The 23,379-nt window shown below is 63.9% G+C and carries 15 protein-coding genes; 8 read left to right on the forward strand and 7 right to left on the reverse strand.

All coding sequences use genetic code 11. The annotated features are described in order from the left end of the window. Nucleotides 1-27: 27 nt before the first annotated feature. Nucleotides 28-495 (forward strand): Lrp/AsnC family transcriptional regulator, encoded by a 468-nt coding sequence (locus tag NKH06_RS13680; RefSeq protein WP_013532311.1) that lies wholly within the window; start codon nt 28-30, stop codon nt 493-495. A gap of 217 nt (nt 496-712) precedes the next feature. Here NKH06_RS13680 and NKH06_RS13685 read toward each other — a convergent pair whose 3' ends face one another. From NKH06_RS13685 to aztA, 5 genes are all read right to left on the reverse strand, one after another. Continuing rightward, the gene (locus NKH06_RS13685) at nt 713-1,846 is read right to left on the reverse strand and encodes an IS481 family transposase (protein ID WP_352893292.1); all 1,134 of its coding nucleotides are present in this window, start codon (nt 1,844-1,846) and stop codon (nt 713-715) included. Nucleotides 1,847-2,089: 243 nt separating this feature from the next. Further along, complete coding sequence (locus NKH06_RS13690; protein ID WP_023810166.1) at nt 2,090-2,428, reverse strand: protein tyrosine phosphatase family protein; 339 nt, start codon at nt 2,426-2,428, stop codon at nt 2,090-2,092. A 150-nt stretch (nt 2,429-2,578) separates the two neighbouring features. Further along, nucleotides 2,579-3,520: a zinc ABC transporter substrate-binding protein AztC gene (gene aztC / locus NKH06_RS13695; RefSeq protein ID WP_023810167.1), complete on the reverse strand. Its 942-nt coding sequence runs from the start codon at nt 3,518-3,520 to the stop codon at nt 2,579-2,581. A 27-nt stretch (nt 3,521-3,547) separates the two neighbouring features. Further along, complete coding sequence (gene aztB, locus NKH06_RS13700; RefSeq protein WP_031212890.1) at nt 3,548-4,423, reverse strand: zinc ABC transporter permease AztB; 876 nt, start codon at nt 4,421-4,423, stop codon at nt 3,548-3,550. Beyond that, nucleotides 4,423-5,232, reverse strand: a complete 810-nt coding sequence (aztA, locus tag NKH06_RS13705) for a zinc ABC transporter ATP-binding protein AztA (protein WP_023810169.1) — start codon at nt 5,230-5,232, stop codon at nt 4,423-4,425. The genes aztB and aztA overlap by 1 nt, the downstream gene beginning before the upstream one ends. Nucleotides 5,233-5,459: 227 nt before the next feature. Between aztA and NKH06_RS13710 the strand changes: the two genes are divergently transcribed. Next, nucleotides 5,460-5,804 (forward strand): RidA family protein, encoded by a 345-nt coding sequence (locus NKH06_RS13710; protein WP_023810170.1) that lies wholly within the window; start codon nt 5,460-5,462, stop codon nt 5,802-5,804. Between the two features lie 148 nt (nt 5,805-5,952). Here NKH06_RS13710 and hutC read toward each other — a convergent pair whose 3' ends face one another. Both hutC and NKH06_RS13720 read right to left on the reverse strand, forming a co-directional pair. Then, a complete protein-coding gene (gene hutC, locus NKH06_RS13715; protein ID WP_023810171.1) occupies nt 5,953-6,693 on the reverse strand; it encodes a histidine utilization transcriptional repressor HutC in 741 nt (246 codons plus the stop codon). Continuing rightward, on the reverse strand, nt 6,690-8,042 hold the full coding sequence (locus tag NKH06_RS13720; RefSeq protein ID WP_023810172.1) for a formimidoylglutamate deiminase: 1,353 nt from the start codon (nt 8,040-8,042) through the stop codon (nt 6,690-6,692). The genes hutC and NKH06_RS13720 overlap by 4 nt, the downstream gene beginning before the upstream one ends. Before the next feature lie 98 nt (nt 8,043-8,140). On the opposite strand from NKH06_RS13720, the gene hutI reads away from it, so the two are divergent. The 6 genes from hutI (at nt 8,141) to NKH06_RS13750 (ending at nt 22,880) form a co-directional block, all read left to right on the forward strand. Beyond that, on the forward strand, nt 8,141-9,376 hold the full coding sequence (gene hutI / locus NKH06_RS13725) for an imidazolonepropionase (protein WP_023810173.1): 1,236 nt from the start codon (nt 8,141-8,143) through the stop codon (nt 9,374-9,376). Further along, nucleotides 9,373-10,914 (forward strand): histidine ammonia-lyase, encoded by a 1,542-nt coding sequence (gene hutH, locus NKH06_RS13730; RefSeq protein WP_352442514.1) that lies wholly within the window; start codon nt 9,373-9,375, stop codon nt 10,912-10,914. The genes hutI and hutH overlap by 4 nt, the downstream gene beginning before the upstream one ends. Further along, nucleotides 10,914-11,732 (forward strand): N-formylglutamate deformylase, encoded by an 819-nt coding sequence (gene hutG, locus NKH06_RS13735; protein WP_352442515.1) that lies wholly within the window; start codon nt 10,914-10,916, stop codon nt 11,730-11,732. The genes hutH and hutG overlap by 1 nt, the downstream gene beginning before the upstream one ends. A gap of 26 nt (nt 11,733-11,758) precedes the next feature. Then, on the forward strand, nt 11,759-13,429 hold the full coding sequence (gene hutU, locus NKH06_RS13740) for a urocanate hydratase (protein ID WP_352893293.1): 1,671 nt from the start codon (nt 11,759-11,761) through the stop codon (nt 13,427-13,429). 12 nt (nt 13,430-13,441) lie between these two features. Continuing rightward, complete coding sequence (locus tag NKH06_RS13745) at nt 13,442-14,029, forward strand: HutD/Ves family protein (RefSeq protein ID WP_352442545.1); 588 nt, start codon at nt 13,442-13,444, stop codon at nt 14,027-14,029. Between the two features lie 268 nt (nt 14,030-14,297). Then, nucleotides 14,298-22,880 (forward strand): glycoside hydrolase family 94 protein, encoded by an 8,583-nt coding sequence (locus NKH06_RS13750; protein ID WP_352442517.1) that lies wholly within the window; start codon nt 14,298-14,300, stop codon nt 22,878-22,880. The last annotated feature ends 499 nt before the right edge of the window (nt 22,881-23,379 follow it).

The following is a 23,379-nucleotide window of genomic DNA, read 5'->3' on the forward strand; positions in this document are numbered from 1 at the left end:
GAAGCGTGCACGATGTCAGGAAAAACCATGGATGAAGCGCGCATTGATCAGTTTGATCGCAAGATAATGGCGCTGTTGCAGGGCGATGCGCGGCTGACCAACAATGATCTTTCGGAGCGGGTGAACCTGTCGGCGTCGCAATGCTCGCGCCGCCGCCAGCGGCTCGAGGAGGATGGCTTCATCAGGGGCTATCGGGCGGTGCTCGACCGCGACAAACTCGGTTTTTCGCTGGTGAACGTCATCTCGGTGACATTAGCCACCCACAACCGCGACAATGCGCGTCGCTTCGGCGAACTGGTGGCACGGCTGCCCGAGGTGCAGGAAGCGCACGCGCTGACCGGTGAGATGGATTACATCCTGAAAGTGGTGACGCCCGACCTGAAATCGCTGTCTGAATTCGTTAACGGCGTGCTGCTGCCGCATGAATCGGTGCAGCATGTGAAGACGGCGATCGTGCTGGAAACGCTGAAGGAGACGGGTGCGTTACCGATTTAGGCAGAACGGATTTCAGTTGATACGTCGGAGGGGCAGCACCCCCCTCTGTCCTGCCGGACATCTCCCCCGCAAGGGGGGAGATTGGATGTCGCGAATCCCTTCGCCAATCGCCAACGTTGCAGGAAGAGCCTTGGCGGCGAAGCTGCCGATCTCCCCCCTGTTTGGACCGGAGACATCGCGAACAGGTGTGCGAGGACATCGCGAACAGTTTTGTCACTTATCGTCTGCAGAGGTTGAGGTCGACTGTTTCTATTTTCTGATGTCTGAAGAAGGCTTGGAAGACGCCGTCCTTGCCGGTGGGGGTGAAGGCCACGGCTTTCCCTCCAAATGCCTTGGAGAGGCGCAGGATGTAGCCGCACAAGGCGACGCGGCCCTCCTTCTGGACCTTGCGAACGATGGCGTCTTGTGGGTAGTCGAAAGCTTCGACGGCCTCGCAGAAGGATCGCGGCGAGGGTGTGTATCTGTCGAGGGGAACGCAACCCTTGAGGCCATCGTGAGGTTTTTCGGTGTTGTAGAGGTCGCGCCAGGCATCGAAGGCTTTCTGCGCGCGATCGAGATTTTCGAAAGCAGGTCCGGCCATCGCTTCGGCCTTGAGCGAGCGGTGGAAGCGCTCTTCCTTGCCCAGCGTCTGCGGATGCAGAGGCCTGGAATGGGAGACGGCGACGCCGTGCTCGATCAGCCAGACGGTGAAGCGTGTGAAGTTGCTTCGTCCGCCATCTCCCCACGGTGGGCCGTTGTCGAAAGCCATGCGCTGCGGCAGTCCATAGCGGCGAAAGGCGACAATCAGGTGGGCTTTGACCGTTTCGCCGGTCTCGTTGATGCAAGCCTGCAGCACGACGGAGAAGCGCGAATGGTCGTCGAGCGCGGTCAGCGGATGCAGCCGGCCGCCCTGCCGCAATGCGACATGGCCCTTGAAGTCCATCTGCCACAGATCGTTGGGGGCGGCATGCTCGAAGCGCCCGAACGGCTTGGCTCCACCCCCGAGCAAACCCAGCTCGACGCCATTGCGGTGCAGGATCCCGGTCACCGTGGAAGGTGCAGGCGAACCGGTTCCCTCGCGCTGCAGGACCTTGGAGATCTTGCGTCCGCCCCAGGCCGGGTGCGCCCGGCGCATGCCAAGAACCGCCGCCTCGACTGCATCCGGGCTGCGCGCCGGGCTCGTCGCTGGACGGCGCGATTGCTCCGCAAGCCCGGCTTCGCCATAGGCGCGATACCGCGCGATCAACTTGTGACCACAGGTTCGGCCAATCCCGAAACGACGACAAAGCGCACTGACATTGCTGCCATCCTGCACCGCAAGACGCACAAACTCCAACTTCCCATCCATCACGCTGGTGTTCCCAAATGGCATCGCGAACCTCCCGGCGCAAAGCACGCCAAACTGTTCGCGATGTCCTCGCACACCTGTTCGCGATGTCTCCGGTCCAAACAGGGGGGAGATTGGATGTCGCGAATCCCTTCGCCAATCGCCAACGTTGCAGGAAGAGCCTTGGCGGCGAAGCTGCCGATCTCCCCCCTTGCAAGGGGGGAGATTGGCCGGCAGGCCAGAGGGGGGTGTGAAGGATCGCCAGCCTACGGAATGACGGAAGGCCGTTCAATCCTTCGACTGTTGGATCAGCCCATAGAGATTGGTGCAGCGGGCGCCGGAGCGGCAATAGGCGAAGACCGGGCCGTCGAGTTCGTCGAGCGCTTCGGCCTGATCCCCGACATTCTCGGCCGTAATCTGGCCGCTGATGACGGGGATGTAGCGGAAGGCAAGCCCTGCGGCTTCGACCGCTGCCTTGACGGTGTCGGCAGAAGGCTGGCCGGGCTGTTCGTCATCGGGCCGGTTGCAGATGACGCTCTTGAAGCCGGCTTCCTTGATGGCGGCGACGTCCTCAGGCTGGATCTGGCCCGAAACCGAATAGTCCTCGCTGATTTCGCGGTATTCCATGGCAGCATCCTCGCAAACTGGTCAGGCGGCAGTCTTGCCACTCCCCGACATGGGCGGCAATCCATACCGAAGGAATTCTCTGCCAAATAGACACTGCGTGCCGGAAAATCCAACCGGGCCGATGCGGCCCGGCTGGACAATCCTTCATACTCAGCTGCCGAGAATGGCGCCTTTGATCTGACGGATGTTGTTGTGCATCATGTCGATATAGGTCGCAGCCGGGCCGTCGGGCTGCGACAGCGCATCCGAATAGAGCGTGCCGCCGACCTTGATGCCGGTTTCGCTGGCGATCTGTTCGATCAGGCGCGGGTTGGTGATGTTCTCGACGAAGATCGCAGCCGCCTTGTCCTGCTTCACCTGATTGACCAGTTTGGCGACGTCTGCGGCGGATGGCTCGGAGTCGGTCGAGATGCCTTGCGGGGCGAGGAAGGTCAGGCCATACGCGTGTTCGAAATAGCCGAAGGCGTCATGCGAGGTGATGACGACGCGCTTGCTCTCCGGGATCGAGGCAATCGCAGTTTTCACTTCACCTTCGACCGCGTCGAGCTTCCTCGTGTAGGCGGCGGCATTGGTCTGGTAGCTGACGCAGCCGTCCGCATCCGCCGCGCAGAAAGCCTCGGCGATGTTCTTCACGTAGATCCTGGCGTTGGCGATCGACTGGAAGGCGTGCGGATCGGTGACCGTCTTGCCGCCGCCGGTGCCGGCACCTTCGGCCGCGTCGGCGTCGGCGAATTCAGGCTTGAAATCGATCGGCGTCACGCCCTTGGTCAAGGTAATGATAGACGCCTTGGTGGCGCTGGCATCGACCAGCCGCTGCAGGAAACCTTCGAAATGCAGGCCGTTGACCAGCACGATGTCGGCCTTGGCCATGGCCACAGCATCGGCCGGGCTCGGCTCGTAGACATGGGCGTCGCCATCCGGCCCGACAATGGTGGTGACGTCGATGCGGTCGCCGCCGACATTTTTGGCGAAATCGGCAATGACGGTGAAGCTGGCGACCACTTTCAGCGGTGCCGCCAAGGCCGACGATGCGCCAAAGGCGGTTAATGTTATAACGCTCATAGCCAAGGCGGCATGGATCGATTTCAGCATAGACGGGTCTCCTTCTAGGGGCGGGGATCAGGCCGTTCTGTGACGGTGATGGATGATGCGCGCGCGCAGAATGCCGCGCGTGCCAAACAGGATCGAGGCGAAATAGACGACGCCGGCCGACAGGATGATGGCCGGGCCGGACGGCAGCGACGCGTGATAGGACAAAAGCAGCCCGGCGACGCAGGACGCGAAGCCGATCAGCACCGCCAGCACGCACATCGGCTCGACGCGAACTGTCCAGAAGCGGGCGGCTGCGGCCGGCAGCATCATCAGCCCAACCGACAGAAGCGTGCCGAGTGCCTGGAAGCCGCCGACAAGGTTGAGCACGACAAGGCCGAGGAAGATGAAATGCACCGGACTGCCGAGCCGGCTGACCGAGCGCAGGAACAGCGGGTCGAGGCATTCGGCGACCAGCGCCCGCCAGAAGATCGCGAGGCTGACCAGCGTCACCGCGACGATGCCGCCGATCAGCGTCAGGGCCTCATCGTTGAGCGCCAGCACGGTGCCGAACAGCACGTGCATGAGATCGACGCTGGAACCGCGGATCGACACCATCAGCACGCCGATGGCGAGCGAAATCAGATAGAACGCCGCCATCGAGGCGTCCTCGCGCTGGATGGTGAAGCGCGAGACGGCGCCGGCGCCGAGCGCGACGATGACGCCGGCGATCAGGCCGCCGATGGTCATCGGCAGGATCTCCAGTCCATAGAACAGGAAGCCGGCGGCTGCACCGGGCAGGATGGCGTGCGCCATCGCGTCGCCCGACAGGCTCATGCGTCGCAGCATCAGGAAGACGCCGATAGGGCAGGCGCCGAGCGACAGCATCAGCGAACCGATCAAAGCCCGCTGCATGAAGCCGAAATCGGCGAAGGGCGCGATGACAAGACCGTAAAGCATGTCCATCAGGCAGCCCTCGGTCCGACGCCGTGTTGATGGTCATGGTGATCGTGGCCATGGTGATCGTGACCATGAGCGTCCTCGCCCGGCTCGCACCAGGGTGCATTTTCTTCCCAGGCTTCGTGGAAGCGGCGGGCGCGCAACAGGTTATCAGGCTTCAGCGTTTCCCTGGTTTCGCCCCAGGCGATCGGCTGGCGGGCGAGAAGCAGCGTTTCGGGGAAATTCTGCCGCACCAGGTCCAGATCGTGCACGACAACCATGATGGTGCGTTCCTCGCCATGCCAGTGCTTGATCAGGGCAATGAGGTCGCCGACCGTCTTGGCGTCGACAGCATTGAAGGGTTCGTCGAGCAGGATGAGGTCGGCGTCCTGCAGCAGGACACGCGCAAACAGCGTGCGCTGCAACTGGCCGCCCGACAGCGTGTCGATCGGCCGCTTCTCGAAACCGCCGAGGCCAACCGCCATCAGCGCCTTGCTGACGTCTTCGCGATCTTCCTTGGTGTAGCGGCCAAGCAGGCCGCGCCGTGGCCACAGGCCGAGCGAAACCAGATCCACCACCCGTGCCGGAAAGGAGCGGTCGAGCTCCGATTGCTGCGGCAGATAGGCGGCACGTACACCGGGCGCGCGGATAACCTCGCCGGCCATCGGCTTCAGGACGCCGACAATGCCTTTCATCAGCGTCGATTTGCCGGAGCCATTGGCGCCGACCACAGCGGTCAGCGAGCCCTTGCGGATGGTGCCGTCGAGATGATGGATCGCCGGATGGCTGCCGTAGCCAAGCGTCAGGTCGCGGAATGTCAGGCAGGTATTTGTCATTCTGCGATCCGTAGGCGGCGAAATCCGGCTGCTGGCAGCGGCCGACTGGATATGTGATGTTATTACATTAGTCAACAAGCCAATCCGGCGGAATTGCGGCCGCAGGGTCAACTTGCCGTGTTTGCACATCCATATGCCATTGGCCCAAGGGGATTCGACCTGACGATCTTGCCCGAAGCCGGTCGCGACTCTAAAGAAGCGCAACCGCCACAGGAAGGAACCATCCAATGAGCATTCGTCGCATCGATGTTGGCCCGCGCATGAGCCAGATCGTCATCCATGGCAATACCGTCTATCTGGCTGGTCAGGTTGGCCAGCCAACCGGCAACGTCGCTTCGCAGACCAGGGACATCCTGGCGGCCATCGACGAACTGCTGGCCAAGGCCGGTTCCGACAAGACCAAGATACTGCAGGCGATCATCTGGCTGGCCGACATGAGCACCTTTGCCGAGATGAACGCGGAGTGGGACAAGTGGGTGCCGCAGGGCAACACGCCAGCCCGCGCCACCGGCGAAGCAAAGCTCGCCACCCCGGATTATCTGGTCGAGATTATTATTACCGCGGCGATTTGATCGGCGGCCTTCTACCTCCCCCTTGTGGGGAGGTCGGACCGAAGGTCCGGGTGGGGGTCGGCGCCGCTGCCCTCCGCTATGGCTCCGGGCGTTCGGCGTTCGAAAAGCCAAATCGTTGGCTTTTCGCCAGCCTGCGGCTGGACACGCCTCACCCCTGCGACGGCCTGAACCTTGCCACCAGCGTGTGGCTCTCGGCTGCGTAGGTAAAGCGTACATGGGTGACCGGATGTTCGGCGCTCCATGTCCGTCGCTCTACCACCAGGCATGGCGCGCCGGCTTCGATGTCGAGTGCGGCCGCTATATGCCTGTCGGCGGCGACAGCGCGAATCCGGTGCTCGGCTTCGCTCCACGGCACGCGGCCGATCAGCCATGGCCCTGGCGCTATGGCCAGGAATTCCTCATCGGCTGCTTCAGGCACGGCGGTGAGGTTGATCAGCCGCTGCTCATGCGCGAACGGCCGCTCGCCGGCGAAATGCCCGCATTCTAGCGCCAGAACCGGTCCGGCCAAGCCCAATTCCAGCGAGGCGCGGTCCCCGGCGCTGCTGCGCCTTTTGTGTCGCATCACGCGCTCGTAGCGATAGGGCAGACCGAGCGCTTCGACCTCGATGCGGATATCGTGGATTTCCAGCACCGCCGCTTGCGACTGCGGCCGGCGCACAAAGCTGCCTGAGCGGCGGCGGCGTTCGATCAGCCCGGCCTTGGCAAGCTGTGACAGCGCCTTGTTCACCGTCATGCGCGAGCAATTGTATTGCACGCTCAATTCGTGCTCGAACGGGATGCGATGGCCGGGCGCCCAGGCCCCGGACGTGATCTTCTCGCTAATGTCGGTCAGGATGCGCTGGTGCAGCGAGCCGCCACCTTCCGCTACCACTGTGTCGGCCATGCTCATGCCGAAAGCGCCGTCATCACGCTGCGAAACCGCCCGGCGATGGCCTCTCGCTTCACATGCCTGCCGCCGCTAACCTGTTTGAGCCCATGCACCCAGACGCAGTCGACCTTGCCGCCATTGGCGAAGATCCAGGCGTCGAGAATTGCGTCGCCGGTCTTGCCGGCCAGCGAGGGATTTTTGGGATCGAGCGAGACGAGATCGGCCGAGGCGCCGGCGGCGATCGCGGAAGCACCGGCGCCAAGCGCGACGCTGCCACCGTCGAGTGCGGCGTCGAACAGCGCGCGGCCAGTCGAGCCGCCGGCGACCGCCAGCACATTACGGGCGCGGCGGGCGAGGCGCTGCGAATATTCGAGCTGGCGCAACTCGTCCGGGAGGCCGATGAGCACGTTGGAATCGGAGCCGACCCCGAAGCGGCCGCCATGGTCTCTGAACAGTGGCGCTGCAAAAGTGCCGTCGCCGAGATTGGCCTCGGTGATCGGGCAAAGGCCGGCGATGGCGCCACTCCTGGCCATGGCAACGGTTTCAGCATCGGTCATGTGCGTGGCGTGGATCAGGCACCAGCGCTTGTCGACCTTGGCATGCCCAAGCAGAAATTCGACCGGCCGCGCGCCCGACCAGGCAAGGCAATCCTCGACCTCTTTCACCTGCTCGGCAATGTGGATGTGGATAGGCCCATCCGGTGCTATGGCAGTCACCTCAATCAGTTCTTCCGGTGTCGCGGCGCGCAAACTGTGCGGAGCGACGCCGACGACAGCCTGATTCAGTGCACGAACCGATTCGCGGCATTTCTCAACAAGCCGCGAGAACCGATTCACATCGTTGATGAATCGCCGCTGGCCTTCGTTTGGCACGGCACCGCCGAAAGACGAGTGCGCATAAAACACCGGCAACAGCGTCAGGCCGATGCCCGTCTCGCCGGCCGCGGCCGCAATGCGTTCGGCCATCTCGGCGAGGTTGGCATAGGGTTTTCCATCGCGGTCGTGATGCAGATAGTGAAATTCGCCGACGCGGGAAAAACCGGCCTCCAGCAACTCGACATAGAGCTGCGCTGCAACCGCCTCGACCTGATTGGGCGTCATCGACAGGGCGAAGCGGTACATCACCTCTCGCCAGCTCCAGAAACTGTCGGCGGAGGGGCCGCGAAGCTCGGCAAGGCCGGCCATGCCGCGCTGGAAGGCGTGGCTGTGCAAATTGGGCATGCCGGGCAACAGGATCGCGTGGCGTTCGTCGTCGGCTGTCGCAGCGGCACCAGGCTGAACGGCTGTAATGCGCCCCTCGGCCAGGGTGATCCGCACATTATCGCGCCAGCCATTGGGAAGGAGCGCCTGTTCCGCAAAGATCGCTGCCACTTTTCTCTCCGGTTCTCTGTCTCTCATGCGATGATGGCACTTGCAGTGCGTTTCGATATGTATATACATAATCGTCATCGATTGAAACGGAAAAGATGATGGCTGGACAGAGCAAAAGCCGGGCAGGGGATCTTCGTCTGTGGCGCAATGCGCGGCTCGCGACCATGGCCGCAGGGTCTGCCGGACTTGGCATCGTCGAACACGGCGCGGTCGCTTCGCGTGACGGCCGCATTGTCTATGCCGGCCCCGAGTCGGAGCTGCCCCCAACACTTGCCCAGGGCGTCGAGACGATCGATTGCGAGGGCCGCTGGATCACACCCGGCCTGATCGACTGCCACACCCATCTGGTCCATGCCGGCAACCGCGCCAACGAATTCGAGATGCGGCTGGCCGGCTCCACCTATGAAGAGGTCGCCCGGGCCGGCGGCGGCATTGTCTCCTCGGTCAAGTCGCTGCGCGCCGCCAGCGAAGACGAACTGGTCACTCAATCGCTGCCGCGCCTCGATGCGCTGATCGCCGAAGGCGTGACCACCGTCGAGATCAAGTCCGGCTATGGCCTCGACCTCGAAAACGAGAAGAAGTCGCTGCGTGCCGCCCGCCAACTGGGCGAGCAACGGCCGGTGACGATCCGCACGACCTTCCTCGGCGCTCACGCGCTGCCGCCGGAAGCCAAGGGCGACAAGGACGCTTTTATCGATCTGGTCGCCAATGAGATTCTTCCTTCGGTTGCCGCCGAGGGGCTGGCCGATGCCGTCGACGGTTTCTGCGAGGGCATCGCCTTTTCGCCGGAACAGATGGCGCGCGTCTTCGATGCGGCCAAAGCGGCCGGCCTGCCGGTCAAGCTCCATGCCGACCAGCTGTCCAACCTGCATGGCGCCGAACTCGCCGCCCGCTACGGCGCTCTGTCGGCCGACCATCTCGAATACACCGATGATGCAGGTGCAGCGGCGATGGCCAAGGCCGGAACCGTGGCGACGATCCTGCCCGGCGCCTACTATTTCATCCGCGAAACCAAGAAGCCGCCGATCAGCCTGTTTCGCCAGCACGGCGTCAAGATGGCTGTCGCCACCGACAACAACCCCGGCACCTCGCCGCTGACCTCGCTGCTTCTGACCATGAACATGGCCGCGACCCTGTTCGGCCTGACCGTCGATGAATGTCTTGCCGGCGTCACCCGCGAGGCGGCCCGCGCGCTTGGTTTGCTGGAAGAAACCGGCACGCTTGAGGTCGGAAAGTCCGCCGACCTGGCGATCTGGGACATCGAGCGCCCCGCCGAACTCGTCTACCGCATGGGCTTCAACCCGCTGCATGCCCGCATTTGGAGAGGACAATGACCGAACTGACCCTGAAGCCCGGCAATGCGACGCTGGCGGACTGGCGCGCCATCTATCGTGGCGCCGTGCCCAAGCTGGACAACGCCTGCCGGCCAAAGATCAAGGCGAGCGCCGAGGCCGTCGCCAGGATCGTCGCCAAGGGCGAACCGGTCTATGGCATCAACACCGGTTTCGGCAAACTGGCCAGCGTCCGCATCCCGGCCGAGGATCTCGAGACCTTGCAGCGCAACATCGTTCTGTCGCACGCCGCCGGCGTCGGCGAGCCGATGCCGGTTGCTGTCTGCAGGCTGATGATGGCGCTGAAGCTCGCCAGCCTGGCGCAGGGCGCGTCCGGCGTGAGGCCGCAAACCATCGAATTGCTGGAAGCAATGCTGGCCAACGACGTCATCCCGGTGGTGCCGGCGCAGGGTTCGGTCGGCGCCTCCGGGGACCTTGCCCCGCTGTCGCACATGACCGCGGTGATGATCGGCGTCGGCGAATGTTTTACCCCGCATGGCCGTTTCCCGGCCAAGGTCGCCTTCGTCTCACATGGACTGGAGCCGGTGACACTGGGCGCCAAGGAAGGCCTGGCGCTGCTCAACGGCACCCAGTTTTCGACCGCCTATGCGCTGGCCGCCTTGTTCGAGGCCGAAGTGCTCTATCAATCGGCGCTGGTCGCTGGTGCCCTATCGACCGACGCGGCAAAAGGTTCTGACGCCCCCTTCGATCCGCGCATCCATGTGCTGAGAAAGCATCCCGGCCAGATCGAGACGGCCGACGCCCTGCGCAATCTGATGGCCGGCAGCGCCATCCGTGAATCACATCGGGTTGGCGACGAACGCGTGCAGGATCCCTATTGCCTGCGCTGCCAGCCGCAGGTCATGGGCGCCGCACTCACCGTGCTGCGCCAGGCGGCCGACACGCTGGGCACCGAAGCCAATGGCGTCACCGACAATCCGCTGATCTTCGCCGAGGACGACACCGCGCTTTCCGGCGGCAATTTCCACGCCGAGCCGGTGGCCTTCGCCGCCGACATGATCGCGCTCGCGGTCTGCGAGATCGGTTCGCTGTCGGAACGCCGCATCGCCATGCTTGTCGATCCGGCACTTTCGGGCATGCCGGCCTTCTTGACGCCGAAGCCCGGTCTGAACTCCGGCTTCATGATCCCGCAGGTGACGGCGGCGGCTCTCGTCTCGGAAAACAAGCAGAAAGCCTATCCGGCCAGCGTCGATTCGATCCCCACATCGGCCAACCAGGAAGACCATGTTTCGATGGCCGCGCACGGTGCGCGCCGGCTGATCGGCATGGTCGAGAACGCCACCGCGGTGATCGGCATCGAACTGCTGGCCGCGGCCCAAGGCTGCGATTTCCATGCGCCGCTGGCCTCGAGCGACGCCCTGGAGGCAGTGCGCAGGCTGGTCCGGGCCGAAGTGCCGCATCTCGACAATGACCGGCATTTCCACCCTGACATGGAAAAGGCCATCGCCATGGTCCGCACTGGCGCAACCATCAAGGCCGCTGGCGCGATAGCGCTGCCGTCGATTTCGGGAGCGGTATGATGACCGCCACGCCCTGGCTCACCGTCACGCCCGGCACGACCCCGCTGCTGGTGTCGATACCACACACCGGCATTGACCTCGCCGGCCTTGAGAATCGGCTGGTCTCGCCCTGGCTCGGCCGCCGCGACTGCGATTGGTGGATCGATAATCTCTATGACTTTGCTGCCGGCCTCGGGGCGACGGTAGTGCACACCGCGATCTCGCGCACCGTCATCGACGTCAACCGCGATCCCTCCGGCGCCTCGCTTTACCCCGGCCAGGCGACGACCGGCCTTTGCCCGACCGAGACTTTCGATGGCGACCCGCTCTATCGCGAGGGCGAAGAACCGGGGCCGTCGGAGATCGACGAACGTCGCGAGAAATTCTTCGTGCCCTACCATGCCGCCTTGCAGGTCGAGATCGACCGGTTGCGTGGCTTGCACGAAAAGATCGTGCTCTATGACTGCCACTCGATCCGTTCAGTGCTGCCGCGCCTCTTCGAAGGCACGCTGCCGGTTTTCAATCTCGGCACCAATGACGGCAGGAGCGCCGATCCGACGCTGCAGGCGATGGTCGGCCAGATCATGGCCGAAACCGGTGAAACCTCTGTCATCAACGGCCGCTTCAAAGGCGGCTGGATCACACGCCATTTTGGCCAGCCGCAGCAAGGTGTGCATGCGCTGCAGATGGAACTCTCCAACCGCGGCTATATGCGCGAGCCCGATGGCAAGGGCACGCCGGACAACTGGCCGGTGCCTTACGATGCAGAGTTCGCAGCACCGATCCGCGCCACCCTGCGGAAAATCCTCGAGACCGCGACATCCTGGGCGCGCGTCTGACATCAGGTCCTTTATGGAGTGACGCCATGAACAATCCTCGCCACAACATCCGCGAAGTCCGCAGCCCGCGCGGCACCGAAATCAGCGCGCGCTCCTGGCTGACGGAAGCGCCGCTGCGCATGCTGATGAACAATCTCGACCCGGATGTTGCAGAAAATCCCAACGAGCTGGTCGTCTATGGCGGCATCGGCCGGGCGGCGCGCACCTGGAACGACTTTGACCGCATCGTCGCCTCCTTGAGGACGCTGGCCGATGACGAGACTTTGCTGGTCCAGTCCGGCAAGCCGGTCGGCGTGTTCCGCACCCATCCCGACGCCCCACGCGTGCTGATCGCCAACTCCAATCTGGTGCCGCACTGGGCGAATTGGGAAAAGTTCAACGAGCTCGATAAGAAGGGCCTGATGATGTACGGCCAGATGACGGCCGGCTCGTGGATCTACATCGGCACGCAAGGCATCGTGCAGGGCACCTACGAGACCTTCGTCGAGGCCGGCTGCCAGCACTATGGCGGCAATCTCCGGGGAAAATGGATCCTGACCGGCGGTCTCGGCGGCATGGGTGGCGCCCAGCCGCTCGCCGCCGTCATGGCCGGCGCCTGCTGCCTCGCGATCGAATGCAACCCGGACTCGATCGATTTTCGCCTGCGCACCCGTTACGTCGACGAGCGCGCCGACACGCTCGGCGAGGCGCTGGAAAAGATCGAGCGCTGGACCAAGGCCGGGGAGGCGAAATCGGTCGGCCTGCTTGGCAATACGGCCGAGATCGTGCCGGAGATATTCAGGCGTGGCATTCGCCCCGATATGGTCACCGACCAGACCTCGGCGCATGATCCCATCAACGGCTACCTGCCGAAGGGCTGGACGATGGCCGAGTGGCGCGAGAAGCGCGTCAGCGACCCCAAGGAAGTCGAGAAGGCAGCCCGCGCCTCCATGCGCGAACATGTCGAGGCGATGGTGGCGTTCTGGAACGCCGGCGTGCCGACGCTCGACTATGGCAACAACATCCGCCAAGTGGCCAAGGAGGAGGGCTTCGACAACGCTTTTGCCTTCCCCGGCTTCGTGCCGGCCTATATCCGTCCGCTGTTCTGCCGTGGCATCGGGCCGTTCCGCTGGGCAGCTCTGTCGGGCGATCCGGAAGATATCTACAAGACCGATGCCAAGGTGCGCGAACTGACACCTGGCAACACCCACCTGCACAACTGGTTGGACATGGCGCGTGAGCGCATTGCCTTCCAGGGGCTGCCGGCGCGCATCTGCTGGGTCGGCCTTGGCGACCGCCACAGGCTCGGCCTCGCCTTCAACGAAATGGTGGCCAAGGGTGAGCTGAAGGCGCCTGTCGTCATCGGTCGCGATCACCTCGATTCCGGCTCGGTCGCCTCGCCGAACCGCGAAACGGAATCGATGAAGGACGGCTCGGACGCCGTGTCCGACTGGCCGCTGCTCAACGCGCTGCTCAACACAGCGTCGGGTGCCACCTGGGTGTCGCTGCACCATGGCGGCGGCGTCGGCATGGGTTTCTCGCAGCACGCCGGCATGGTCATCGTCGCCGACGGCACGCGCGAAGCGGCCAGGCGCCTGGAGCGGGTGTTGTGGAACGACCCGGCGACCGGTGTCATGCGCCACGCCGATGCCGGCTACGACATTGCCGTCGAGTGCGCCAAGGAGCACCAGCTCAACCTGCCCGGTATTCTCGGCTGATTGGCTGAACCGATGCGCATCCTGCGGGCAGCCGAATACCGGTCGATGCCGTGGAAGAACGGCGGCGGCGTGACGACGGAAATCGCCGTCTCGCCCACTGGTGCCGGGCTCGACGATTTCGACTGGCGCGTGTCGATGGCGCGTGTCGAATTGAGCGGTCCTTTCTCGCAATTTGCCGGGATCGATCGCACCCTTGCCGTGCTCGAAGGCGAGGGCATCGTCCTCGAGATCGCCGGCCACCCGCCGACATCCATAAACAGGACGACTGCCCTGTTTTCTTTCTCTGCCGACGTGCAGACCTCGGCCGCGCTGATCGGCGGACCGATCACCGATCTCAATGTCATGACCCGCCGAAGCCGGATGACGCATTCGGTCGAACGCCTGGTGATTTCGGCCCCCGTGGAAATCCGGACTGGAGCCGGCACAACGCTCATCCTGTGCTTGAACGGCGACGTCAGCGTGCCCGCCGCTGAACCGGTTCGCCTCGGACCGCTCGATACGCTGCGGTCCGGTCCGGTCAGCACCGGCCTGCTTGTCCAGCCCGCCCATGAGGCAACGCTGTTCGTGATCCGGATCTGCGCCGTCGCCGGCAACGATTAACGCTTGTTTCCAAACATGATCGCGGTACCGGCGAAATATAGCGTAAGCTGCTGGCGGCATCACGAAAAAGCCTGAATCCTCTCCGCCGATCTGGCTTGGCGGGGAAGTAGGGTGCTTGTCTTTGAGTCTTGCTGAGAGATGACGCCCTGTCGCGGTGCGGAAACAAACTTTCGCCAAGTGGGGTTTATGCAACCAATTGCATTTGAACCGGTTTTAGGGCCATTGCCGTGGCGGTGACGCCGCTCAGTGCCCGCTTACGGAATTTTCAATGAATATTCAGACGAATCCTGCCCAAATCGAGAAGACAAGCGCAAGCTTCCCGGCCATTACCGAAGAGCCGATCCGTTCCAATTACCTGCCCGAAGAGCGCCTTCGGCTGCTTGGCGAAAGCCTGGCAAAAGGCGACCTCACGGACCTGTTCGGCCTGACGCCCTTTGATTTTCAGGCCCGTATCCGGGATAGCGCCAAGAAGATCCTGGAAGTCTACCGGTCGACCAATGCTGCGCAGGCGAGGGGCGAGACGATCACGCCGGCGGCACAATGGCTGCTCGACAACAATTACCTGGTCGAAGAGACCATTTTCCAGGTCAAGCGCGACCTGCCGCGCCGGTTCTATCGTCAGTTGCCGACGCTGAAACTGCCTGACAACGGCACTGTGCCGCGCGCGCTGGCGCTGGCCTGGACCTATGTGGCGCATTCGGACAGTTCCGTTTCGGCGACGATGTTCAAGTCCATCGTCCAGGGTTTCCAGTCGGTCGAGCCGCTGAAGATCGGCGAACTCTGGGCGCTGCCTTCGCTGTTGCGCTTCGTCCTGATCGAAAATCTCCGCCGGCTGGCCGTCAGGGTCAATCGCACCCGCCAGATGCGCCAGATCGCCAACGATGTGGCCGACAAGGTCCTGGCCACCGACGACAGCGCCGACCGGCAGGCGATCCTGTCCAACTTCAGCGCCCACGCGCAGGACACCACCTTCGCCACCCAGCTGCTCTATCGGTTGCGCGATGGATCGCAGAATGCCGGCAAGGCTCTGGAATGGCTGGAAGGCGAGCTTGAAAAGACCGGCTCCGATGCCGAGGAAATCATCATTTCCGAACATCACACGCTGTCCAGCGGCAATGTGACAACGGGCAACATCATCCGCGGCCTGCGCCTCATCAACGACGTCGACTGGACGGTGTGGTTCGAAGGCGTCAGCCGCATCGACACCGTGCTGCGCGAGCGCACCGATTTCGCCGCGCTCGACTTTTTTTCGCGCGATCAGTACCGGACCGCGATCGAGGAATTGGCGCGCCGCTCGAACCTTTCGGAATATCGCGTTGCCGAGAAGGCCATCGAGCTGGCCGGCCACGCTGCTAGTGATGGCGATGGCGACGTCGTTTTAACCGGGTCCGCCCACACCGATGTCGGCTTCTTTCTCGTCGGCCCACGCCGGCTAGAGCTGGAGAAGGCGATCGGCTACCGGCCCACCATCAGCCAGACGGTCAAGCGTGCCTTCCGCAAGACCGGGTGGCTCGGCATCGTCGTACCCGTGTTTGCGCTGACGGCCCTGCTTCTCGTCCTCTCCGGCAACGCGCTTGCCAATCTCGGCCTGTCGGTGCCCTCGATCGTCCTCATGCTGGCGCTTTTTGCCGTGCCGGCCAGCGAGGGCGCGCTCGCCTTCTTCAACACGGTCGTATCGCTGTTCCTGAAACCGACGCGCCTCGTCGGCTACGATTACCGACACGGCGTGCCGCCCGAGGCGCGCACGTTGGTGGTGGTGCCGTCGCTGATCGGCTCGCGCGACGATGTCGAGGAAAACATCCGCAACATCGAGGTGCATCATCTCGCCAACACGGCCGATGAAATCCATTTCGCGCTGCTGTCGGACTGGCCAGACTCGAAGACCGAGATCGATGCGGCGGACACCGAAATCCTCGAATTCGCCCGTACCGAAATCGCCCGTCTCAACGCCCGCTATCCCTCCGAAGGCGCGCCGCGTTTCTACATCCTGCACCGGCGCCGGCTCTTCAACGCGGCGCAAGGGGCCTGGATGGGCTGGGAGCGCAAGCGCGGCAAGCTGCACGAGCTCGATCTTCTGCTGCGCGGCGACAGCGACACCACGTTCCTGCCGCTCGACGTGCCGCTGCCGGAGAACGTCGTCCATGTGATGACGCTCGATGCCGACACGCGCACCACCCGTGACGCAGTCGCCACCCTCGTAGGCAAGCTGTGCCACCCGCTCAACCGGCCGCATTTCGATGCCAGCAAGCGCGTCGTCACCGCCGGCTACGCGATCCTGCAGCCGCGCATCACCGCGTCGCTGACATCGGGCGACGATGCGTCGTTCTTCCAGCGGGTGTTTTCGGCCAATCGCGGCCTCGACCCTTATGTCTTTGCCGTGTCCGATCTCTATCAGGACGTCTTCGGCGACGGGTCCTTCACCGGCAAGGGCCTCTATCATGTCGACGCCTTCGAGGCCGCGCTGCAGGGCCGCATCGAGGAAAACACCATCCTCAGCCACGATCTGCTGGAAGGCGCGCTGGCGCGCGCGGCGCTGGTCACCGACGTCGAACTGGTCGAGGACTATCCGACCCGATACTCGGTCGACGCCTCGCGCCACCATCGCTGGGCGCGCGGCGACTGGCAGCTGCTCGGCTTCATGCTCGATCCGCGCTCCGGCGTGCCGGCGCTGTCGCGCTGGAAGATGATCGACAATCTGCGCCGCTCATTGACGCCGATCTTCTGGGTGATGGCGGCGATCGCCGGCTGGACGCTGCTGCCCTTCACGCAGGCCGCGCAATGGCAGGCCCTGCTGATCCTCAGCCTGTTCATGGCGCCGACATTCGACATCGTCAACGCCATCCTGCCCAAGAGCGGCGACCAGACGCCGCGCGGTCATTTCTCGGCCCTGGCACGCGACGTCGCCTTCGGCACCGCCATGGTGGCGCTGAAGATCGTGCTGATGGCGCACAACGCCTGGATGATGGGCGATGCCATCGTGCGCACGCTCTACCGGCTGTTTGTCAGCCGCCAGAACCTTTTGGAATGGCGCACCGCCTCGCAGGCGCACAAGGCGGGCGACAACGATGTCGGTTCCTATTACGGCATGATGTATGGCGCCGTGATCATCGGCTTCGTCGGCCTTGCCATTCCGGTGCTGGCCGATTCGACCGGCGCCTTCGTGGCCTTCTTCTTCGCCCTGTTCTGGATTGGCTCGCCGGCCATCGCCAGCTGGATCAGCCGTTCGGCTGAAACCGAGGATCGGCTGCGCATATCGCAGGCCGACATCCACACGCTGCGCACGGTGGCGCGGCGCACGTGGCACTATTTCGAAAGCTTCGTGACGGCAGAACACCACCATCTGCCGCCCGATAATTTCCAGGAAAGCCCGGCGCCGGTGGTGGCGCCACGCACTTCGCCGACCAATATCGGTGTCTACCTGCTGTCCGTCGTTTCCGCCCGCGATTTCGGCTGGATCAGCCTGTCCGACGCCATCACCCGCATCGACGCCACCATGGCGACGATCGAGGGCATGCCGCGTGAGCGCGGCCACCTCTTCAACTGGTACGACACGACGACACTGAAGCCGCTCTATCCGCTTTACATCTCGGCTGTCGACAGCGGCAATCTCGCTGGCCATCTGGTGGCGGTGGCGGCGGCCTGCGCCGAATGGGCCGAAGCGCCCTCCGTCCATCTCCAGGGCGATTTCGAAGGCATTCTCGACACGGTCACCATCCTCAGCGAAAGCCTCGATGATTTGCCCGACGACCGCCGTCAGTTGCGCCCGCTGCGCCAGCGTCTCGCGGACCGTCTCGACGGCATGCGGCGCGCTGTCGACACCATCAAGGCGCAGCCCGAAATGGCGTCGATCCGCACCATCAACCTGGCTGTGCTGGCCGGCGAGATCCGCAAATTGGCCACCGCCATCCATACCGAGGCCGTGTCGCCCCAGAGCGACGTCATCGTCGACTGGGCGGCAAGGCTGGAAGCCACCTGCGAAGCGCATGTCCATGACGCGCACAGCGACGACAATGCCGTCGAGGCGCTGCGTGCCAAGCTGCTCACCTTGCGCGAGCGCACGCGCCGCTACGCCTTCGAGATGGATTTCTCCTTCCTGATGCGGCCGGAGCGCAAGCTGTTGTCGATCGGTTACCGGGTCGAGGAGCACCAGCTCGACGAAAGCTGCTACGACCTTCTGGCTTCCGAAGCGCGGCTGACCAGCCTGTTCGCCATCGCCAAGGGCGACCTGCCGACCGAGCACTGGTTCCGGCTTGGCCGGCCGATCGTCGAAATCGGTTTCCAGGGCGCCCTGATGTCCTGGTCCGGCTCGATGTTCGAATACCTGATGCCGCCGCTGGTGATGAAGGAGCCGCAGGGCTCGATCCTCAACCAGACCAGCAAGCTGATCATCAAGCGCCAGATCCAGTACGGCCGCCAGAAGAACGTGCCGTGGGGCATTTCGGAGGCCGCCTACAATGCGCGCGACCGCGAACTGACCTACCAATACACCAATTTCGGCGTTCCAGGTCTCGGGCTGAAGCGCGGCCTTGGCCAGAACACGGTGATCGCGCCTTACGCCACCATACTGGCGGCCCAGTTCAATCCGCGTGAAGCCGTGCTGAATCTCGCCCGATTGCGGGAGATCGGGGCGCTCGGCCGCCACGGTTACTACGATGCCGTCGATTTCACGCCGCAGCGCGTGCCGGAAGGCACGGATCATGTCGTCGTCCAGAACTACATGGCCCACCATTCGGGCATGTCGATCGCGGCGGTTGCCGACGCCATCTTCGAAGGCCGCATGCGCGACCGCTTCCACAGCGACCCGGTCATCGAATCGGCCGAACTCTTGCTGCAGGAGAGGGCGCCGCGCGACATCCCGACCGCGACCGTCAGGACCGAGGCCGACGAACGCTCCAAGGACGAGACCGAAGTCGACAGCCCCGACACCCGCATCGTGCTCAATCCGCTGCAGTCGCTGCGGTCGACCAACGTCATGTCGAACGGCCGCTATTCGGTGATGGTCACCGCGACCGGCTCGGGCTACAGCCGCTGGGGCGATCTCTCCGTCACACGCTGGCAGCCGGATCCGACCGAGGACCGGCTCGGCTCCTACATCTTCCTGCGTGACGCAGGCTCAGGTGACTGGTGGTCGGCTACAGCCGAACCGAAGCGCGCCGCCGAGGAAAAGGCGCAGACCTTGTTCTCCGACGACAAGGCGAGCTTCGTCAAATCGGTGGGCACGTTGCGCTCCGAGGTCGAATGCATCGTCATCTCGGAAGGCAATGGCGAGGGCCGTCGGGTCACGCTCTACAATGACGGTCCGTCCGACCGTCACATCGAAGTGACCTCCTTTGCCGAACTGGTGCTCGGCCTGGAGGCGTCCGACAACGCGCATCCGGCCTTCTCGAAGATGTTCGTGGAAACCGAAATCTCTGCGAACAACGCGGCGATCTTCGCCACGCGGCGCAAGCGCGAGACCAGCGAGCCCGATATCGCCATGGTGCATTTCGTCACCGATCCGTCCGGGTCGGCGCGCGATGCCGAGGCCGAGACCGACAGGCGCGCCTTCATCGGCCGTGGCCGTACCATCGTCGATGCGGCCGCTTTCGACCCGGGCGCCAGGCTGGGCGGCCATTCAGGCTTTACGCTCGATCCCGTCGCGTCGCTGCGCCGCCAAGTGCGCGTGCCGGCCAACAAGAAGATATCGCTGACCTTCTGGACCGTCGTCGGCGCTGGCCGCACCGAGCTGGACGAAGCCATCGCCCGCCTCGACCATCCGGAGAGCTTTGCCCGCCAAGCCATGCTTGCCTGGACGCGCAGCCAGGTGCAGACCCGCCATATGGGCCTCAGCCTGACCGATGCCGCCAATGTGCAGAAGCTGGCGCGCTACCTGATCTATCCGGATCCGTTCCTGCGTCTTCCCGCCGAATCCATCGCCTCGGGGCTGGGCAAGCAGTCGAGCCTGTGGCCGACAAGCATTTCCGGCGATTTCCCGATCTTCCTGGTCAGGATCGGCGATGTCGCCGATCTCGAAATCGTTGCCCAGGCGCTGCGTTTCCAGGAATATATGCGCACCCGCGGCATGATGATCGACTTCGTCGTCGTCAACGAGCAGGCGTCCTCCTATGTCCAGGACCTGCAACGGGCGGTCGAGACGCTGTGCGAAAACAGCCGCCTGCGCGGCAAGGAGCTCGGACCGCGCCAGCACATCTTCGCGGTGCGCCGCGACCTCATGGACGAGACCACCTACAAGACGCTGCTCGCTGTCGCCCGGGTGGTCCTGCACACGCGCAATGGCACCATCTTCGACCAGATCGAGCGCGCCGAGGCGGCGGCTCTGCAGGCGCGGGACGCTCTGGCAGCATTGCCGATTCCGCGTGAATTGCCGTCGCCGACACCCACGACGCATGCTCCTGCCTCGCAGGCGGTGGCCAATGTCAGCGCCGATGGCAGCGGGCTCAGCCAGTGGAACGGCTTTGGCGGTTTCGACGGCGACGGGCGGCACTATGTCGTGCGCCTGGCCGGCCGGCGCACGACGCCGCAGCCGTGGATCAACGTCGTCTCCAACGCCTCGTTCGGCTTCCATACCTCGGCCGAGGGCGCCGCCTTCACCTGGAGCCGAAACAGCCGCGACTACCAGTTGACGCCATGGTCGAATGATCCGGTCTCGAACCGGCCGGGCGAGGGCCTCTATATCTACGATCAGGCGAGCGGCAAGGCATTCTCGCCGCTCGCCGCCATGGTGCGCGATCCCTCGATGACCTACGAGGCTTGGCATGGCCAGGGTTTCTCGACCTTCCGCTCAAAGCGCGGACCATTGTCGATGGATCTCACCCATGTCGTCGATCCGGTCGATCCGCTGAAGATCTCACGGCTGCGCATCCAGAATTCCGGCTCGGTGCCGGCGCGGCTGCGTGTCTATGCCTATGCCGAATGGGTGCTCGGCGGGCACCGGTCGCGCACGGCGGCAACCATCGTCCCGTCGCGGGATGCCGCCAGCGGCGCGCTGCTGGCACAAAACCCCTACGGGCTGGATTTCGGCGAGCGCGTTGCTTTCCTCGCGGCCGACGGTGGCGTCCATTCGGTGACGACAGACCGATCGGAGTTCCTGGGCCGGCATGGTTCCAGCGAGCTACCCCAGGCGGTGCTGAGTGGTGCGGCGCTGTCTGGCCGTGTCGAGGCCGGTGACGATCCGTGCGCGGCGATTGCCCGCGATGTCGAGATTCCGGCTGGCGGCGACGTGACGCTGCTCTGGCTGCTCGGCGACGCCGAGTCCGCCGAGGAGGCTAGCGCGCTGGTGCAAGAGCACCGCGTCAAGGATTTCGACCAGCGGCTGGCCGACAATGAGCGCGAATGGCGCGGCTTTCTCGACACCATCCAGGTCGAGACGCCTGACAAGGCGCTCGACGCCATGGTCAATCACTGGCTGCCCTATCAGAGCCTGGCCTGCCGCATCCGTGCCCGCTCCGCCTTCTATCAGGCCAGCGGTGCCTTCGGCTTCCGCGACCAGTTGCAGGACACGCTGGCGCTGCTGGCGCATGACCCGCAACTGGCGCGCGACCAAATCCTCAACGCGGCGCGGCGGCAGTTCCCCGAAGGCGACGTGCAGCACTGGTGGCTGCCGCGCACGGGTGCTGGCGTACGCACGCTGATCTCCGACGACGTGGTCTGGCTTGCCCATGCCACGGCGCGCTATTTGCTGGTCACCGGCGATGCCACCATCCTCAAGGAACAATTGGCGTTCATCGATGGACAGCCGCTGGGCGAGGGCGAGCACGATGCCTTCTTCACCCCGGAAATCTCGAAGAAGACAGCGACGCTCTACGACCATTGCGCGCGTGCGCTCGATCTCGCCATTAAGCGCAGCAGCCCCGCGGGCCTGCCGCTGATCCTCGGCGGCGACTGGAACGACGGCATGAACCGCGTTGGCGAGCACGGCAAGGGCGAGAGCGTTTGGCTCGGCTGGTTCCTGCTGAAGACGCTGGGTGATTTCGCCCCCGTCGCCAAAGCCGAGGGCGACGCCAAGCGAGCACAGGCCTGGGCAAAGCATGCCGATGTTCTGAAGCGGGCGCTTGAGAGCACCGCATGGGACGGCGAATGGTACCGGCGCGGCAGTTTCGACGACGGCACCCCTTTGGGGTCTCGCAACTCGCAGGAGTGCAAGATCGACTCGATCGCCCAGTCCTGGAGCGTGCTTTCGGGAGAGGGCGATCCGGCACGGTCGACGACCGCGATGGAGCAAGCAACGAAGCTGCTCGTCGACGACAAGCTGAAGATCGTCAAGCTGTTCACGCCGCCCTTCGCAAGGACGGAAAAGGACCCGGGTTACATCAAGAGCTATCCGCCCGGCGTGCGCGAGAATGGCGGCCAGTACACCCACGCCGCCACATGGTTCGTCATCGCGCTTGCCGAGATGGGACAGGTCGACGAGGCCTATCGCTGTTTCTCGATGCTGAACCCCGTCAACCATGCGACCGACGAGGCCACGGCCGAGCACTATCGTGTCGAGCCCTATGTCGTGGCGGCCGATATCTATGCCGGCGACGACAATGCAGGCAACGGCAAGGGCGGCCGTGGCGGTTGGACCTGGTACACCGGCTCTGCCGGCTGGCTCTACAGGGCTGCGGTCGAAGGCATTCTGGGCATCGAACGGCGTGGCAAGCGTGTCCAGTTCAAGCCGAAGCTGCCGAGCCACTGGGACGGTTACTCGGCAAATCTCAAAATGCTGGGAGCGGAACTCAGGGTTCGCGTCATCCGCGACAATAAGGCCAAGGCCGTGTCGCTGGAGGTGAATGGGGCAAAGACCAAGGTTTCGGCAGTCGAACTGAAGGACGGCGAAGTTGCCGAGGTGGTCATCCGGATCCCGGCTTAATGCAATGTTGCTCAAAAACTATGCGCTCGGGCCTGGGATCCGGGGCGCGACTTTTGCCGCCACGGCGGGATGAGAGGCCGTCCCGCCTGGCGTTGCCGCCTGCCGATTGAAGGACATGCCACCGAGGAGTGCATGAAATCAAAGGCTTGAGGCATCCGACAGGGGCGCCACGAGCAGTGAGAGTTTGGCCTCCCTTCACCTGGAAGGGCGCCCTGCAGCTTTGTTTCGCTCTATACTTCGCAAAAGGCGATTTCGGCCTTAGTCATCCGCCCGACATTGTTGCTGATTAAAATTGTGGCAGCACGTGCCAACTGCCATGATTTCGCCGCATGCCTGACATTTTACCTGTCTTCTCAAACCGTTAGGTGATCACGGCAGATTTCGGAACGTCGCCATCTTTTGTTCGCTCTAAGGGAACTGAAGGGGTACACGGCCATTGTTTTGCGACGTATCAACCGGTACGAATAAAATGATGCAGTGCACAATAAACAGCGTGGCG

Origin of the sequence: Mesorhizobium sp. M1342, from assembly GCF_040317955.1 — a bacterium.
Taxonomy (GTDB): Bacteria; Pseudomonadota; Alphaproteobacteria; order Rhizobiales; family Rhizobiaceae; genus Mesorhizobium.

Bases quoted from the DNA above. Each gene is read 5' to 3' on its own strand.
- NKH06_RS13680 (WP_013532311.1), top strand. From the start codon at position 28: ATGGATGAAGCGCGCATTGATCAGTTTGATCGCAAGATAATGGCGCTG.
- NKH06_RS13685 (WP_352893292.1), bottom strand. From the start codon at position 1,846: ATGCCATTTGGGAACACCAGCGTGATGGATGGGAAGTTGGAGTTTGTG.
- NKH06_RS13690 (WP_023810166.1), bottom strand. From the start codon at position 2,428: ATGGAATACCGCGAAATCAGCGAGGACTATTCGGTTTCGGGCCAGATC.
- aztC (WP_023810167.1), bottom strand. From the start codon at position 3,520: ATGCTGAAATCGATCCATGCCGCCTTGGCTATGAGCGTTATAACATTA.
- aztB (WP_031212890.1), bottom strand. From the start codon at position 4,423: ATGGACATGCTTTACGGTCTTGTCATCGCGCCCTTCGCCGATTTCGGC.
- aztA (WP_023810169.1), bottom strand. From the start codon at position 5,232: ATGACAAATACCTGCCTGACATTCCGCGACCTGACGCTTGGCTACGGC.
- NKH06_RS13710 (WP_023810170.1), top strand. From the start codon at position 5,460: ATGAGCATTCGTCGCATCGATGTTGGCCCGCGCATGAGCCAGATCGTC.
- hutC (WP_023810171.1), bottom strand. From the start codon at position 6,693: ATGAGCATGGCCGACACAGTGGTAGCGGAAGGTGGCGGCTCGCTGCAC.
- hutI (WP_023810173.1), top strand. From the start codon at position 8,141: ATGGCTGGACAGAGCAAAAGCCGGGCAGGGGATCTTCGTCTGTGGCGC.
- hutH (WP_352442514.1), top strand. From the start codon at position 9,373: ATGACCGAACTGACCCTGAAGCCCGGCAATGCGACGCTGGCGGACTGG.
- hutG (WP_352442515.1), top strand. From the start codon at position 10,914: ATGACCGCCACGCCCTGGCTCACCGTCACGCCCGGCACGACCCCGCTG.
- hutU (WP_352893293.1), top strand. From the start codon at position 11,759: ATGAACAATCCTCGCCACAACATCCGCGAAGTCCGCAGCCCGCGCGGC.
- NKH06_RS13745 (WP_352442545.1), top strand. From the start codon at position 13,442: ATGCGCATCCTGCGGGCAGCCGAATACCGGTCGATGCCGTGGAAGAAC.
- NKH06_RS13750 (WP_352442517.1), top strand. From the start codon at position 14,298: ATGAATATTCAGACGAATCCTGCCCAAATCGAGAAGACAAGCGCAAGC.